Annotated in this window: 14 protein-coding genes; 7 read left to right on the top strand and 7 right to left on the bottom strand. The window is 66.8% G+C overall.

The window, feature by feature from the left end; genetic code table 11:
• Positions 1–83 precede the first annotated feature (83 nt).
• From F3H87_RS13800 to F3H87_RS13790, 3 genes are all read left to right on the top strand, one after another.
• Positions 84–824, top strand: coding sequence for an N-formylglutamate amidohydrolase (locus F3H87_RS13800; protein ID WP_149787478.1), 741 nt, complete (start codon positions 84–86; stop codon positions 822–824).
• A gap of 51 nt (positions 825–875) precedes the next feature.
• Complete coding sequence (locus tag F3H87_RS13795; RefSeq protein ID WP_149787477.1) at positions 876–1,193, top strand: DUF1244 domain-containing protein; 318 nt, start codon at positions 876–878, stop codon at positions 1,191–1,193.
• Between the two features lie 77 nt (positions 1,194–1,270).
• Positions 1,271–2,494, top strand: coding sequence for an MFS transporter (locus F3H87_RS13790; RefSeq protein ID WP_149787476.1), 1,224 nt, complete (start codon positions 1,271–1,273; stop codon positions 2,492–2,494).
• A 76-nt stretch (positions 2,495–2,570) separates the two neighbouring features.
• On the opposite strand, the gene F3H87_RS13785 is transcribed toward F3H87_RS13790, so the two are convergent.
• Genes F3H87_RS13785 through F3H87_RS13770 form a run of 4 tightly spaced genes read right to left on the bottom strand, consistent with a single transcriptional unit; the run spans position 2,571 to position 6,794 of the window.
• Positions 2,571–3,779: a beta-ketoacyl-[acyl-carrier-protein] synthase family protein gene (locus tag F3H87_RS13785; protein ID WP_149787475.1), complete on the bottom strand. Its 1,209-nt coding sequence runs from the start codon at positions 3,777–3,779 to the stop codon at positions 2,571–2,573.
• Positions 3,776–4,036: an acyl carrier protein gene (locus F3H87_RS13780; RefSeq protein ID WP_149787474.1), complete on the bottom strand. Its 261-nt coding sequence runs from the start codon at positions 4,034–4,036 to the stop codon at positions 3,776–3,778. Before F3H87_RS13780 ends, F3H87_RS13785 begins: the two co-directional genes overlap by 4 nt.
• Positions 4,037–4,066: 30 nt before the next feature.
• Positions 4,067–5,158 (bottom strand): UDP-3-O-(3-hydroxymyristoyl)glucosamine N-acyltransferase, encoded by a 1,092-nt coding sequence (gene lpxD, locus F3H87_RS13775; RefSeq protein ID WP_149787473.1) that lies wholly within the window; start codon positions 5,156–5,158, stop codon positions 4,067–4,069.
• 28 nt (positions 5,159–5,186) lie between these two features.
• The gene (locus F3H87_RS13770) at positions 5,187–6,794 is read right to left on the bottom strand and encodes a L,D-transpeptidase family protein (protein ID WP_394852156.1); all 1,608 of its coding nucleotides are present in this window, start codon (positions 6,792–6,794) and stop codon (positions 5,187–5,189) included.
• Between the two features lie 332 nt (positions 6,795–7,126).
• Between F3H87_RS13770 and F3H87_RS13765 the strand changes: the two genes are divergently transcribed.
• Together F3H87_RS13765 and F3H87_RS13760 are read left to right on the top strand one after the other, a co-directional pair.
• A complete protein-coding gene (locus tag F3H87_RS13765) occupies positions 7,127–7,696 on the top strand; it encodes a YcbK family protein (RefSeq protein ID WP_149787472.1) in 570 nt (189 codons plus the stop codon).
• Between the two features lie 91 nt (positions 7,697–7,787).
• Positions 7,788–9,326 (top strand): fused MFS/spermidine synthase, encoded by a 1,539-nt coding sequence (locus F3H87_RS13760; RefSeq protein WP_149787471.1) that lies wholly within the window; start codon positions 7,788–7,790, stop codon positions 9,324–9,326.
• A gap of 6 nt (positions 9,327–9,332) precedes the next feature.
• Here the strand turns inward: F3H87_RS13760 and F3H87_RS13755 are convergent, their stop codons facing one another.
• On the bottom strand, positions 9,333–9,998 hold the full coding sequence (locus tag F3H87_RS13755) for a cytochrome b/b6 domain-containing protein (RefSeq protein WP_149787470.1): 666 nt from the start codon (positions 9,996–9,998) through the stop codon (positions 9,333–9,335).
• Positions 9,991–11,622: a tetrathionate reductase family octaheme c-type cytochrome gene (locus tag F3H87_RS13750; protein WP_223228068.1), complete on the bottom strand. Its 1,632-nt coding sequence runs from the start codon at positions 11,620–11,622 to the stop codon at positions 9,991–9,993. Before F3H87_RS13750 ends, F3H87_RS13755 begins: the two co-directional genes overlap by 8 nt.
• Positions 11,623–11,760: 138 nt before the next feature.
• On the opposite strand from F3H87_RS13750, the gene F3H87_RS13745 reads away from it, so the two are divergent.
• A complete protein-coding gene (locus F3H87_RS13745; RefSeq protein ID WP_149787469.1) occupies positions 11,761–12,498 on the top strand; it encodes a glutamine amidotransferase in 738 nt (245 codons plus the stop codon).
• 3 nt (positions 12,499–12,501) lie between these two features.
• Here the strand turns inward: F3H87_RS13745 and F3H87_RS13740 are convergent, their stop codons facing one another.
• On the bottom strand, positions 12,502–13,668 hold the full coding sequence (locus F3H87_RS13740) for a M20 aminoacylase family protein (RefSeq protein ID WP_149787468.1): 1,167 nt from the start codon (positions 13,666–13,668) through the stop codon (positions 12,502–12,504).
• Between the two features lie 178 nt (positions 13,669–13,846).
• Between F3H87_RS13740 and F3H87_RS13735 the strand changes: the two genes are divergently transcribed.
• Positions 13,847–15,244, top strand: a complete 1,398-nt coding sequence (locus F3H87_RS13735) for an amidase family protein (RefSeq protein ID WP_149787467.1) — start codon at positions 13,847–13,849, stop codon at positions 15,242–15,244.

Genomic DNA, 15,244 nt, shown 5'->3' with positions numbered 1-15,244 from the left:
CGCGCGGGCGCGTTTTTCGCTCGGCGGCAATTCCAATCCGGCCGTTTCTGTCCTAGAGCGTGCGGAAAGGAAATGACAGTCCGATGACATACGAACCCTTTGAAATCGTCAATGGCGCCGCAAAATCGCGCTGGCTGATCACCTGCGATCACGCGGCGAACACGGTGCCGCCCTTCGTGAACGGCGGAACCCTGGGGCTGGCCGCGGGCGACATGGGCCGGCATATCGCCTATGACGTGGGCGCGGCGGGCGTGACGCGGGAACTGGCGCGACTGCTGGACGCCCCGGCGGTGCTGTCCAATTTCTCGCGCCTGGTGATCGACCCCAACCGGGGCGAGGACGACCCGACCCTGCTGATGAAGCTTTACGATGGCACGATCATCCCCGGCAACCGCCACGCCGGCGCGGAGGCGCTGCAGGAACGGCTGATGCGCTGCTATCGCCCCTATCACGACGCGGTGGCGCGGATGGCGGCGCGACGGGACGATACGGTGATCGTGTCGGTCCATTCCTATACCCGCCAGTTGCAGGGCCGCCCGCCGCGCCCCTGGCATGTGGGCGTGCTCTATGCCGCCGATACGCGGTTTTCGCGCCCGCTGCTGGAGCTGTTGCGGGCCGAGCCCGATCTTTGCGTGGGCGAGAACGAGCCCTATGGCGGGCACCTGCCGGGCGACGCCATCGCGCGCCACGCCATCGCGCATCAGCGCCACAACACGCTGATCGAGATCCGCAACGACCTGATCGAGGCGGAAGAGGATCAAAAGGCCTGGGCCGCGCGGCTGGTACCGCTGCTGACCCGCGCGCTGGCCCATATCGGCGATTGACCCGCTGCGCCCGCGGCCCCACATTTGCCGGCAGACAGAAGGAAGACCGATATGGACGACCAGACCCGCACCGAGATCGAGGCCGCCGCCTTTCGCCGCCTGCGCCAACACCTGATGGAAGACCGCAGGGACGTGCAGAATATCGACCTGATGACCCTGGCCGGGTTCTGCCGCAACTGCCTGTCGCGCTGGTACCAGGAGGCCGCCGCCGAGCGCGGCATCGAGATGTCCAAGGAGGACGCGCGCGAGATATATTACGGAATGCCCTACGACCAGTGGAAGGCCGAGAACCAGACCGGGGCCAGCCCGGAGAAACAGGCCGCCTTCGAGGTGGCCTTTGCCGAGAACGTCGGCAAGGACAAGGGCTGACCCGCCGCCGCGCCGGTCCCGGCAATTGATCATATTCAATCTTGCGCAGGTTGCGCGCCCGGTCTAGCAATCTGCCCATGACCGATATCGCCCAGACTCCCTCCACAGACACGCGCGCAAGGCGCAATGTCGTGGTTCTCGTGCTGGCCCAGGCCATCCTGGGCGCGCAGATGCCGATGATCTTCACCTTCGGCGGGCTGGCCGGTCAGGCGCTGGCCAGCAACCCGTGCTGGGCGACGCTGCCGATCTCGCTGATCGTTCTGGGCTCGATGATGGCGGCGACGCCGGTATCGCACCTGATGCAGAAATACGGGCGGCGCGCCGGGTTCTGGGTCGGCACCGGCTGCGGCGCGCTCGGCGGCGGGATAAGCGCCTACGGGCTCTACCTCAACTCCTTCCCGGTCTTCCTGGCCGGCAGCCTGTTCACCGGCGTCTACATGTCGGCGCAGGGGTTCTATCGCTTCGCCGCCGCCGATACCGCCTCGGACGAGTTTCGCCCCAAGGCGATTTCCTACGTCATGGCCGGCGGGCTGGCCTCGGCCATCATCGGCCCGCAGCTGGTCAAGGTCACCAGCCAGGCGATGGTCATCCCGTTCCTCGGCACCTACCTGACGGTGATCGCGGTGAACGTCATAGGCTCGGTCCTGTTCCTGTTCCTCGACATCCCCAAACCCCCGGTCCCGAGCGCGGACGCCCCCCGTGGCCGCACCCGGTGGGAGCTGATCACCACCCCGGTGATCGCGGTCGCGGTGATCTGCGCGATGGTGTCCTACGCGCTGATGAACCTTGTCATGACCTCGACGCCGCTGGCGGTGGTGGGCTGCGGGTTCGAGGAAGGCGACGCCGCCGACATCGTTACCGCGCATGTGCTTGCGATGTATGTGCCCAGTTTCTTCACCGGCCACCTTATCGCGCGCTTCGGCGTGACCAAGGTGGTCGCCACGGGGCTGACCATCCTTGCCGCCGCCGGCGTCGTGGCGCTGCAGGGGGTCGAACTGGAAAACTTCTTCATCGCGCTGATCCTGCTGGGCGTGGGCTGGAATTTCGGCTTCATCGGCGCCACCACGATGCTGGCCGGCGCGCATGAGGCGCATGAACGCGGCCGGATGCAGGGCATGAACGATCTTATCGTCTTTGGCGGCGTGACCTTTGCCTCGCTGTCCTCGGGCGGGCTGATGAACTGCTCGGGCGGCAGCCCGGTCGAGGGCTGGGCCAGCGTCAACCTCGCCATGGCGCCCTTCCTGGTGCTGGCGGGCGGCGCGCTGATCTGGCTCGCCCTGCGCCCGAAAGAGGACGCCTGAGCGGTCCGGCCCTTCATCGTTCTGAAAATACTCAAGAAAAACGCCATCGGCCCGGGCGATACCGGTGCCGGGGCGCTCAGACCTTGCGCAGCGCCAGCACCGCGTTCAGCCCGCCGAAGGCAAAGGCGTTCGACAGCGCTACATCGACCTTCGCCTCGCGCGCCTCGTTCGGGACCACGTCCAGCGCGCATTCGGGGTCGAATTCCTCGTAGCCGATGGTGGGGGCGATCACCCCGTCGCGGAGCGCCATGATGCAGGCCAGCAACTCCACCGCGCCGGTGGCGCCGATCAGGTGGCCGTGCATGGATTTGGTCGAGGAAATCATCAGGTCGTCGGCGTGGCGGCCGAACACATCGGCCACCGCGGCGCATTCGGTCTTGTCGTTTGCCGCCGTGCCGGTGCCGTGGGCGTTGATGTAACACACGTCCTCGGGGTTCAGCCGCGCATCCGCCAGCGCCCCCGAGATGGCGCGCGCCGCGCCCTGTTTCGACGGCATCACGATGTCGGACGCGTCCGAGGACATGGCGAATCCCGCCACCTCGGCCAGGATCTCGGCGCCGCGTTTCCTGGCGTGCTCGTATTCCTCGAAGACGAAGATGCCCGCCCCCTCGCCCTGCACCATGCCGTTGCGGTTGGCGGAAAACGGGCGGCAGGCGTCCTTGGACATCACCCGCAGACCTTCCCATGCCTTCACCCCGCCAAAGCACAGCATGGATTCCGACCCGCCCGTCACCATCGCGGGCGCCATCCCCGAGCGCACCATCTGGAACGCCTGCGCCATCGCGTGATTCGACGACGCGCAGGCGGTGGACACGGTAAAGGACGGACCCTTGAGGTTGTATTCGATGCTGATATGCGAACAGGCCGCATTGTTCATCAGCTTGGGCACGACGAAGGGGTGAACCCGGTTCTTCCCCTCTTCATAGACCGCGCGGTAATTGTCGTCCCAGGTGCTGACGCCGCCGCCCGCGGTGCCCAGCACGACGCCCGCGCGGGCGGCCAGTTCGCCGATGAATTCCAGCCCCGATTGCGCGATGGCCTCTTTCGCGGCCACCAGCGTGAACTGGGTGAAACGGTCGTAGAGCGTCATCTGCTGGCGATTGAAGCGACCTTCGGCCTCGAACTCCTTGACCTGGCCGCCGATGGCGATCGACAGCCGCTCGACATCGCGGAATTCCAGCGGGCCGATCCCGCAGCGCCCTTCGCGCATCGCCACAAGCGTTTCGGGCACGTCATGGCCAAGCGCGTTGATCGTGCCTGCGCCCGTGATGACGACTCGCTTCATCCGTGTTGCTCGGCCACGAGTTTTTCGATGCCCTCGACGATTTTCGCCACCGACGAGATGTCGAAATCGCTTTGTTCGGGTTCGTTGGCGTTGAAGGGCACCGAGATGTCGAACGCCTCTTCGATGGCGAAGATCGATTCCACCAGCCCGAGGCTGTCGATGCCCAAATCCTCAAGCGTGCTGTCCATCGTGACGTCCGACGGCTCCAGCACCGCCTGCTCCGCGATGATCCCGATAACCTTGTCCTTGACGCTCATGCCCGGCTCTCCTGACTTCATGGCGCTGATTTAGTCACTCTCGCCCGGCTTGAAAACCGCTTTCTGCAATGCGGCCACCTGGCCGATCAGGCGCGGAAGGCGGCGCAGCGCCTTGTAGGTTTCGATATGGGCGTCCATCTTCATCGCCGGATAGCCCAGCATGACACGGCCCGCGGGCACGTTGGCCAGCACCTTTGTCGCGCCGCCGGTGATCACGTTGTCGCCGATGAACAGGTTGTCGCTGACCCCGGTCTGCCCGCCCAGCACCACGTTGTTGCCCACCCGGGTCGAGCCCGCCACGCCGACCTGCGCGCAGATCAGGCAGTCGTTGCCGATGGTGACGTTGTGGCCGATCTGGGCGAGGTTGTCGAATTTCACCCCGTTGCCGATCACCGTGTCGCGCACGGTGCCGCGGTCGATGCAGCTGTTGGCGCCCAGTTCCACGTCGTCGCCGATGGTGACGCCGCCGAGGCTGTGGATGCGCGCGTAGGACTGGCTGGCGATCTCGCCCTGGTCGCCCAGGCTGTCGCGGACACGTTCGATGTTGCTTTGCTCGGGCGTGACGAAGGAAAACCCGTCGGCGCCCACCACCGCACCGGGCTGCGCGATGAACCGCGCGCCGATCCGCACGCGCGCGCCGATCCGCACGCCCTCGCGCAGGAACGCGCCCTGCCCGATTTCGGTATCGACGCCGACAAAGCAATGCGGCCCGATCACCGATCCGGCCCCGATCCGCGCGCCGGCGGAAATCACCGCCAGAGGCCCGACGCTGACACCCTCGCCCAGTTCCGCCGAGGGGTCGATCACCGCCGAAGGGTGGATGCCGGGGGCAAAGCCCTGGCCCGGGTCCATCATCGCGCTAAGGCCCGCCATCGCGTAGCGCGGGCGCGGCGCGACGATCGCGGCCTTCAGCCCCAGCGCCTGCCAGTCGGCCCCGTCCCAGACCAGCGCCGCGCGCGCGCGACCCTGCGCCAGCCCTTCGGCAAAGGCGGGTTTCATCGCCAGCGCCAGGTCGTCCGGCCCGGCCATCGCCGGTTCGGCCACGCCGGTGACGCGAATATCCGACGCGCCAAGGGCCACGGCCCCCAGCGCATCGGCGATTTCCCTGATCGTGTGGCTCATGTCAGACCCCGAACTTGTCGGGGCAGACTTATCCCTGAACCGCCCGCAGCGCCACCCCTGCCTCGCTCAGCGCGGACCAGATCTGCGCGTCGCGGCCATAGATGTCGCGGCGGTACTGCATGTGCCCCTTCGCCTTGGTGAAGGCGGTGCGATAGATCAGGTGCACCGGCACCGGCTGTTCCAGCGGCACCACGGTCTCGACCCCGGTGTTCAGCTTGGCGCGGAAAAAGCCCTCGGGGTCGTCGGTCTGCCTGGACAGCAGCGTATAGGCGAAATCGAAGGGTTCCTGCAGGCGGATGCAGCCATGGGAAAAGGCCCGCACCTCGCGGGAAAACAGGTTCTTGGCCGGGGTGTCGTGCAGGTAGATGTTGTATTTGTTGGGGAACATGAACTTTACCAGCCCCAGCGCGTTGCGCTGCCCCGGCGGCTGCTTGATGTTGAACGGGAATGTGCGCGCGGTATAGGCCCCGAAATTCACCGCCGAACGGCTGACGGTGCGGCCCCGCGAATCCACCAGCCGCAAATGGCCCGCAGCGTTGGGGTTACGCTGGAACATCGGCAGGTATTCCTTGACCGCGATCGAGCGCGGCACGTTCCAGGTGGGGTTGATGACCATGAACTCCATCACGTCCGAGAATTCCGGGCTGCGGCGGTCGGACGCGGTCGCCCCCACGACCGAGCGTGTCTCGAAGGTGAGCGTGTCGTTATCCATCACCCTTGCGGTGAAATCGGTCAGGTTCACAAGGATATGCCGCTCGCCGCGCGGCATGTTCATCCAGCGTTCGCGCTCCATGGCGACGAGGACGGATTGCAGCCGCTCGCCCGCATCCTTGTTGATCTCGGCCATGGTCGAGGCACCCGCGACACCGTCGGCCTCAAGCCCGTGCGCGAGCTGGAACTGCTGCACCGCCTTCTGGATCGCCGCGTCATAGCTCTGCGTGGTGGTGCGGCGCAGGAACCCCATGGCGATCAGGCGGTTGCGCAGCGCCACCACGGCCGCGCCGGTATCCGCCGGTTTCAGCGCCCCGGCGGGCACCTGCGCCCCCCAGCCGCCCGCCCCGAGAAGCGACTCCAGCTTCTTTTTCTCTTTCATCAGGCGGGTGTATTCGTTGCTGTCCGGCGGCAGCGCGCGGAAGAACCCGCGCGGGTGCGACCTGGCGAAATTCTCGAGGTAGGACAGCCGCTCGCGATAGGGCACCTCGCGCTTGATGTCGCTGACGACGCGGCCCGGCACCAATACGCCGGTCTGCACGTCGCGCGCATATTGCACGAAGACGCGGCTCATCTCGACCTCGACGATGCCGCGCGCCTTGGGCGTCCTGGCCGCGTCGAGCCGGGCCAGCAGCCCCTCCACATCGTAGCGGCGCGCGGGCAGCCCGTGCTCGGGCGCATCGCTCAGCGCCTCGATCAGGGCGCGGCGCCTGGCACCGGCATTGGCGGCGGTCCAGAACGGCTTGTATTCGCGCGACTGGTAGAAGGCGGCGATATCCTTGTCCCGGGCGGCGGAGCTGGCCACCGCCTGCCGGAAGGCCGTCATCTCGGCCTCGACCGGCGCGGCGAGGGAAAGCGAAACGAAAAGGGCAAAAAACCCGGCCATGAACCGGACAATCCCGGAACGGGTCGGTGAAATGAACATCGTGATCCTCTTCAATCGTTTGGCAACATCGTGCGGACAGACAGATCACTGATGCGAGATCGCCGCGACGCTGTCCATTCACATTCCGTCCAGCGCGCGAAAGCTTTTGCAGATGATGCGCCAACACCGCGGGTTTCGCGCAAATCGGGCACAGGCGACACGCTTTGCGCAGAAAATCGCCGAAAACCCTTGATACTCCGTATTGTAATGAATCCGCGCTTGGACAGCGATTCGAGATGTGCCATAAAAACGGTGCATCTGGGGATGAGATGGCAGAAGCCGTGCAACGTCACGGCAAGACACAGGTAAGCGACGGGACGGGCGCTAAGGATATGACGGAACAGCGTGACGCGGGCCTCACCCGCAGGGCACTTTTGGGCGCATTCGCAGCAACAGCAGTAACGGCGGCGCCGACATTCTCCAACGCAGCAGGGTTTCTTCGCGGGTCGGGCGATATCCGGCGCGTCAAGATGTATAACGGCCGGACGGGCGAACGGCTCGACATGATCTACTGGATCGAGGGCGATTACATCGGCGACGCGGTGAAAGAGATCAATTTCTTCATGCGCGACTGGCGCAACAACAAGATCATCAACATCGACCTGCGCACGATCGACATCATGGCCGCCGCCCATAACCTGCTGGACGTGAACGAACCCTACATGCTGTTGTCGGGCTATCGCAGCCCCGAAACCAACGCGATGCTGCGCCGCCGCTCGTCCGGCGTGGCCAAGAATTCCCTCCACATGCGCGGCGAGGCTGCCGACCTGCGGCTTGCCTCGCGCTCGGTCAACCAGATGGCGCGCGCCGCCTCGGCCTGCCGCGCCGGGGGCGTGGGGCGCTATTCGCGCTCGAACTTCGTGCATATGGATTGCGGCCCGGTCCGCAGCTGGGGCAGCTGAGCGCAGGCCGCAGCACCGAACCCCGCACCGACCGTCCCGCCCGGGGCGGTTTTTTGTTGCGTGACCGGCAATTGCGGCGAATATCGTCGCCATGACCGACGCACCCCTTCCCGCCCCGCGCAACCTTCCCTCCGTACCGCTGCTGGTGATCGTGCAGGCAGCGGTTTCCGCCGCCTCCCTGGTGGTCGAGATCGTCGCCGGGCGGATGCTGGCGCCCTATGTCGGCATGTCGCTTTATACCTGGACCTCGATCATCGCGGTGGTGCTGGCGGGGTTTTCCGCCGGTCACTGGGCCGGCGGGCGCATCGCCGAGATGCAAAGCGCGCGCGCCCTGCGCTGGACGGGCTGGGGCATGATCGGCGCGGCGCTGTCCACCGCCGCCGCGCTGTTCCTGTTGCGCTGGGGCGCCGCCGCCGTGCTGCCGATGACGGAAAACCAGATCGTCGCCATCGTCGCGCTGTGCTCGATCGCGTTTTTCCTGCCGTCCTTTTTCGCGGGTGTTCCCGCCCCCGTGCTCGCCCAGATCGCCGTGGCGGCCAACCCCGGCACCTCGGGCCGGGCGCTGGGGGCGATGTTCGCCGCGGGGGCCATCGGGGCCATTGCCGGGACGCTGCTGGCCGGGTTCGTCTTCATCTCGTGGCTGGGCTCGGCGGGTACGCTGGTGGCGGTGACGCTGAGTTATCTTGCCGCCGCCGCGCTGCTGCTGCTCTGGGCGCGGCGCGCAGGCGCGGCGGTGGCCTGGCTCTGGACCGGGTTGTCCTTTCTGGCGGGGCTGGCGCTGGCGGGCGCCGCGCTGGCGCAACCCAGCCCCTGCACCCGCGAAAGCGATTATTTCTGCATCCGCACCGTCGATATCAGCGCCGATCCGAACAGCCCGGTGCACATGATGGTGCTGGATCACCTTGTGCATGGCCGCGGCGCGCGCGACCTGCCGGATGTGATGTTCTATGACAGTGCCGCGCTTTTCGACCTGCTGGCGCAGGCGCGTATGGGGCGGCGCGATTTCTCGGCCTTCTTCATCGGCGGCGGCACGTTCTCGGTGCCGCGCAAATGGGCACAGACCACGCCGCCCGCCGCCGTGACCGTGGCCGAGATCGACCCCGCGGTGACCGAGGTTGCGATCCGCGATTTCTGGTTCGATCCCGCGCGTGCAACCGTGCTGACCGAGGATGCCCGCGCCGCCCTGCGCAACCGGCCCGACCGGTATGACGTGATCGTCGGCGATGCCTTCACCGATATCGCCGTGCCGCCGCACCTGATCACGCGCGAGTTCTTCGAACTTGTGCGCGACCGGCTGGAGCCGGGCGGATCGTACCTGATGAACGTGGTGGACCATGCCGACAACCTGCGCGCGCTCGCCTCGATGGTCGTGACGTTGCAGCAGGTCTTTCCCGTGGTCGAGGTCTGGAGCGAGGCGCGCCGCCCCGCCCCCGGCGAGCGGATGGTGTTCATCCTCGCGGCGGGCCGGTCGGAAACGCCCGTCGTCAAGCTGGACGGCCAGTCGCCCGCGCCGATCCGCTTTGCCCGGCTGGCCGACAGCACCATCGGGGCGATCCTGACCAACCGCGCGCCGCTGGTGCTGACCGACGATTTCGCCCCGATCGACCGGCTGATGGGCACGCGGTTCTGACGCGCCCTATTCCGCCGGTTTCAGCCGCCCCGGTTCGTTGGTTTCCAGATACGCCTCTTGTTCCGGCGTCAGGTCGATGGTGTCATAGCCGGTGATCATCGGCGTCACGTGGCTGCGGAACCCGTGGCCGACGGTCAGCAGATAGACATGCACGATCACGAAGGCCACGATCACATAGGCCGCCAGCAGGTGCGCATTGGCGATGGCCGTGATCCAGGCGACCGGCGCCGCGACCGACCCGGCCCAGATATTATAGGTCAGATAGGCGATGCCAGTGACCCAGATGGCGGGAAAGACGAACCATTTGAGCCCGAAATAGGTGGCCGCCTGCAACGGGTTGTGCTTGCGCCAGAAGATCTTTTTGTAAGGATGCTCCTCGCCCCTGAAGACACCGTAGGCATAGAACCGCGCGACCGCGATCATGCCCTCGATCTTGGGGATGAACTGCCGCCAGGTGCCGGTGGTGAACAGCCAGAAGGTCGCGAATATCCACAGCGCCAGCAACGCCAGCGCGGCGACCGTGTGCAGCATCACCGCCGGGCCGAAATGCAGCGCGGAATGCACCCCGTTCAGCCCCATCCCGGTGAACAGCAGCGTCAGGATCAGCACCACCTGCGCCCAGTGCCAGAAGCGTTCGAACCGCGGATAGACCTTGACGCAACGCTTAGCCATGATGGCCCCCTTTCCTGCCGCTGAATATCCGCAGAACGCCGTGCAGCAACACGCCCGCCAGCGTGGCCAGCACCAGAAGCCTGCCCAGGATGCCGACGATGCCGTTGCTGTCGGTGCCCGGCAGGAACACGCCCGCCAGCCCCACCATGCGCCCGTCCTCGGAATGGCAGCTTCCGCATTTCAGCGCCTGTTCGGCCGGGGCAACCATATGGGTGATCGGCCAGTACATATGGGTGTCGACGAAATCGAACTGGCCCGAGTATTCGCGGCCCGCCGCCTTCATCCCGGCGTCGATCGCCTTGCCCCAGTCGAAATTCGTCCAGAAGGCGGTGTCGGTCGTCGGCCCCCAGACATGGGTAAAGACCAGGTGGTTGAGCTGCGAATCGTAGGCCTGCCGCCCCTCCATCCGCTTGAAGGGCCAGATGCGGCTGCGGCCATCGCCGCGTTCGCCCTTGACCTTGTTGACCTCGACCACCTGCGCGGGGTCGATCACCTTGTCGCCGGTGGTGTATTCGACCTGCCCGTCGAACCAGGCGTAGATCGGTTTGACGTTCTCTTCCCAGCGGAAATTGCCCTTGGTCGACAGGTAGGTATGCAGGTGCTGCCCGTCCGACTGGGTGAACTCCTCTTCGTGGTAGGGCTGGCCGTCCTTCAGCTTGCCGGCGGTCGACCAGTCCCACCATGTTTTTGTCGCCACGCCGCCGCGCGCGAATTCGGGGATGTGGCAGGTCTGGCAGGCCAGCACATCGGTGTGATCGTTCAGCTTGGCCCCCATGATATTCGCCTCATGCGGGGTGTTGCCGTGGCAGCTCTGGCAGGTGGCGACATCGCGGCGCTGGCCGGGCTTGCCGGTGCCCTTCATGTCCGAGGCATGGGCGGCATAGCGCGAACCGTCCCACTGGTGCTTGTCGGTGACATGGCAGGTGGAACAGGTGAAATTCTCGCCCTCGGCCGACATGTGCACATCGACGGCGCGCGGCGGATCGTAGAGCACCGAGCTGAGATCGCCGTGCTTCACGTTATCGCCGCCTCCGCCGTAGAAATGGCAGTTGCCGCAATTGTCGCGCCCCGGCATCCCCACCGATTGCGCGGCTTTCGACAGGTCCACCGCCCAGGCCGGCGCGCCGGTGATCGTCGTGGTGCCGGGTTTCACCGGGTCGAGCGGCGGATGGCCCGCGCCGGTCGCGGTCTTGGTATACTGGCCCGAGCGGTCGTGACAGACAAGGCAATCGACCGCGGTCGATTGCTGCGGCGGCGGCTGGTTCATATCCTCCCAGCCATAGCCCGCGTGGCAGGAGGTGCAGCGCGGCTCGTTCCCCGCGACCGATCCGCAGAAGGCGTTGATGACGTTGCGTTTTCCCAGCTTCTGGCCGGTTTCGGGGTGATCGAAATCCCAGTTGAAATGGATCGAATGCATCATCTGGTCGTCTGCCTCGGTATGGCAGCTGATGCAGGCGGCCGTCACCTCGGGGCCGGATTTGAAATCCTGTTTCAGGATTTCGAACTTGGTATGGTCGGCGGTGCTGTCGCTGCCGGGGATCGCCGGGGCCTGCTGCGCGCCTGCCGCGCCGCTCAGTGCGACGGCCAGCACCCCGCCCAGGATCGTCATGCGCGACATCGGCATCGCAACCTCCCATCAAAAGAATATTCCGAATGTAGCATATAATCAGGAGATTCGGACATTGATCCAGATCAAACCGGCACCGGGGCTTGCGCCTGCGCCCGGCGCGCGTCACAACGCGGACACCTGTCGGAGACCGCCATGCGCCCCTTTCTGATCCTGCAACTGCGCCCCGAAACCGAAGCGTCCGACGATGAATACGCGGCCTTCCTGGCCAAGGGCGGGCTGTCGCCGGCCGAAACCCGCCGCATCCGGCTGGACCGGGAAAACCTGCCTTCGGACATTGATCTGGCGGCCTGTTCCGGTGTCATCGTGGGCGGCGGCCCCGGCTGCGTCAGCGATGCGCCCGACGAAAAAGACCCCACCGAGGCGCGGATCGAGGCGCAGATCCTGTCGCTGATGCCTGCGATCACCGAAAGCGACACGCCCTTCATGGGCTGCTGTTACGGCATCGGCATCCTGGCGCATCACCTCGGCGCGCGCGTCAGCAAGGAGCGTTACGGCGAACCCGTCGGCCCGGTCGAATGCGCGCTGACCGATGCGGCGCAGGACGATCCGGTGATGGCCGGGCTGCCCGACCGCTTTGCCGCCTTCGTCGGCCACAAGGAGGCGGTGCAGCACCTGCCCGACGGGGCGGTGCACCTGCTGTCCTCGGCCCCCTGCCCGTTCCAGATGATCCGGGTCCGGCGCAACATCTACGCCACGCAGTTCCACCCCGAGGCCGATGGCGCGGTGTTCGAAACGCGCATCCGGCTCTATCGCAACAAGGGATATTTCCACCCTGATGAGGCCGACAACCTGATCGCCACCTGCCGCGCCGCCCATGTGGACCAGCCCGAAAAGATCCTGCGCAATTTCGTCGCGCGCTATCGCGGCTAGGGCTCAGCCCAGCGGCAGGCGCTTTTCCACGATCCGCGCCAGCAGCGACGCGCCCACCGGCAGGATATCCTTGCCCAGCACGAAACCGGGATTGTGCAGCGGCGTGTCGCCGGAATGGCCGACCATGCAATAGGCGCCGGGCACCACCTTGAGCATATCGGCGAAATCCTCGGACCCGGTCAGCGGCGTGTCGTGTTCGCGCACCTTGTCGGCGCCCACCACCTCGCGCGCGGCATCCAGGTAGGCGTCGGACAGGTCGGCATCGTTCAGCAGCACGTCAAAGACGTTGTGGCTGTCGAAATCGACCTCGACCCCAAAGGCCAGCGCGGCGCCCTTGCACAGGTCGGCCATGCGCGCCTCGGCCAGGTCGCGCATCCCGTCGCTGAAATAGCGGATCGTCCCGGCCAGCCGCGCCTCGGCGGGCACCACGTTATAGGCCGCGCCGGAATGGATCTGCGTCACCGACACCACGCAGGTTTCGGTGGCGGGCACGTTGCGGCTGACGACGGTCTGGATCTGGCCCACCAGCGAGGCGGCGATCACCAGCGCGTCGCGCGACTGGTGCGGCATGGCGGCGTGGCTGCCCTGCCCGCGCACGGTGATATCGAAGAACTGCGCCCCCGCCATCGCCGGCCCCTTGACCAGCGACACCTCGCCCGGGGCGGCCATCGGGTTGTTGTGCAGGCCATAGATCTCGTCGCAGGGGAACCGCTCGAACAGGCCCTCGGCCAGCATCCGGCGCGCACCGCCCAGCCCCTCTTCGGCGGGCTGGAACACGACCATGGCAGTGCCGTCGAAATCGCGGGTTTCCGCCAGGTAGCGCGCCGCGCCCAGCAGCATCGTGGTATGCCCGTCATGGCCGCAGGCATGCATTCTGCCCGCGTTTTTCGAGGCATAGGACAGGCCCGATGCCTCGTCGATCGGCAGCGCGTCCATGTCGGCGCGCAACCCGACGCAGCGGTTGCCGGTGCCCTTGCCCCGGATCAGCCCGACGACGCCGGTGCCGCCGATGCCGGTATGCACCTCGTCCACACCCCAGGCGCGCAGCTTTTCGGCGACGATCTGCGCGGTGCGGGTTTCCTCGAACCCGATTTCGGGGTTGGCGTGCAGGTCTTCGAAAATCTCGACCAGGTCGCTTTCGGCGGCGGCGATTTGGGGCATGACAGTCATCGGGCACTCCCTGAGGATCGGTGGCGGTATCCCGACGGTAGCCCCGCCCGCCCCCTCTGTCGAGCGGCCAGCGGCCCGACAATCGCATGACGGGTGCGAATGCCGGTTTTGTCCCCCCGATCTCCGGTCTAAGCTGGGTTTGCGGCGCATCCTGCCGCGTCCAGAACCGGAATTGCCCATGACCACAGATCCCCTGTCCCTGTCCGCCCGCAGCCTTGCCAACCATGTCACGCGCGGCACGCTCAGCCCGGTTGCCGTCACGCGCGCGACGCTGGATCGCGTGGCCGCGCTGAACCCGCAGATCAACGCCATCGTGCAGGATTGCGGGGAACAGGCGATGGAAGCGGCCGGGGCGCTGGAAAAGCGTATCAGGGCGGGCGGGCGCGCGGGCAAGCTGGCGGGCGTGCCGGTGACGATCAAGGTGATCGCCGACCAGGCGGGTTTCGCCACGACAAACGGCACCCGGCTGGCCGCCGACCTGGTGGCGGAAGAGGACAGCCCCTTTGTCGCGCGGATGCGGGACGAGGATGCGGTGATCGTCGGGCGCACCAACACACCCGCGTTTTCCTATCGCTGGTTCACATCCAATGCGCAGCACGGCACCACGCTGAACCCGCGCAACCCCGACCTGACGCCGGGCGGATCGTCGGGCGGGGCCGGTGCGGCCACGGCGGCGGGGCTGGGCCATATCGCGCATGGCACCGATATCGCGGGCTCGATCCGCTATCCGGCCTATGCCTGCGGCGTGCAGGGGTTGCGCCCCACGGTCGGGCGCGTGCCCAGCTACAACCTGACCGGCGGCGCACGCCTGATCGGGCCGCAGCTGATGGCGGTCAGCGGACCGCTGGCGCTGCGCGTGGACGACCTGCGCCTCGCGCTCGAGGTGATGTCGGGCGAGGACCCGCGCGATCCGCTGTGCAGCCCGGTGCCATTGACCGGCCCCGACCTGCCCCGCCGCGCCGCGCTGATCCGGCGGCCCGACGGAATGGCGGTCGATCCGCGCATCCTCGACGATCTGGACCGCGCCGCCGCCATGCTGCGCGCCGCCGGGTGGGAGGTCGAGGAACCGGCAAGCGTGCCGCCGCTGACCGAGGCAAAGGAGCTGCAGATCGACCTGTGGCTGATGGACGGTTTCGCCGACAAGGCCGCCACCGCCGAGGCCGAGGGCGATGCCGGGGCGCAGGCCCTGATCGCGCGCTTCGCCCCGCGCGCGGCCGAATTCCGGCCCGGCCAGCTTGGCGCCGCCCTGCAACGCCGGCTGGCGCTGATGCGCGAATGGCGGATGTTCCTGGCAGATTACCCCGTGGTGCTGATGCCGGTTTCGGGCGAATTGCCCTTCAGGCGCGACGAGGACCTGACCGGCGCGGCCGCGCTCGACCGGATATGGGAGGCACAGCTCAGCCAGATCGCGCTGCCGCTTCTGGACCTGCCGGGCCTGTCGGTGGCCAGCGGGATCGTGGACGGCGTGCCGTCGGGCGTGCAGATCGTCAGCCCGCCCTGGCGCGAGGATATCGCGCTGATGGCGGGCGAGATCCTGGAACAGGGCTTCGGCATGCCGCAGGCGTGGGGCGGCTGA

This window comes from Lutimaribacter pacificus (genome assembly GCF_900142185.1).
GTDB lineage: Bacteria > Pseudomonadota > Alphaproteobacteria > Rhodobacterales > Rhodobacteraceae > Lutimaribacter > Lutimaribacter pacificus.
This window is presented reverse-complemented; position numbering and strand designations above follow the sequence as displayed.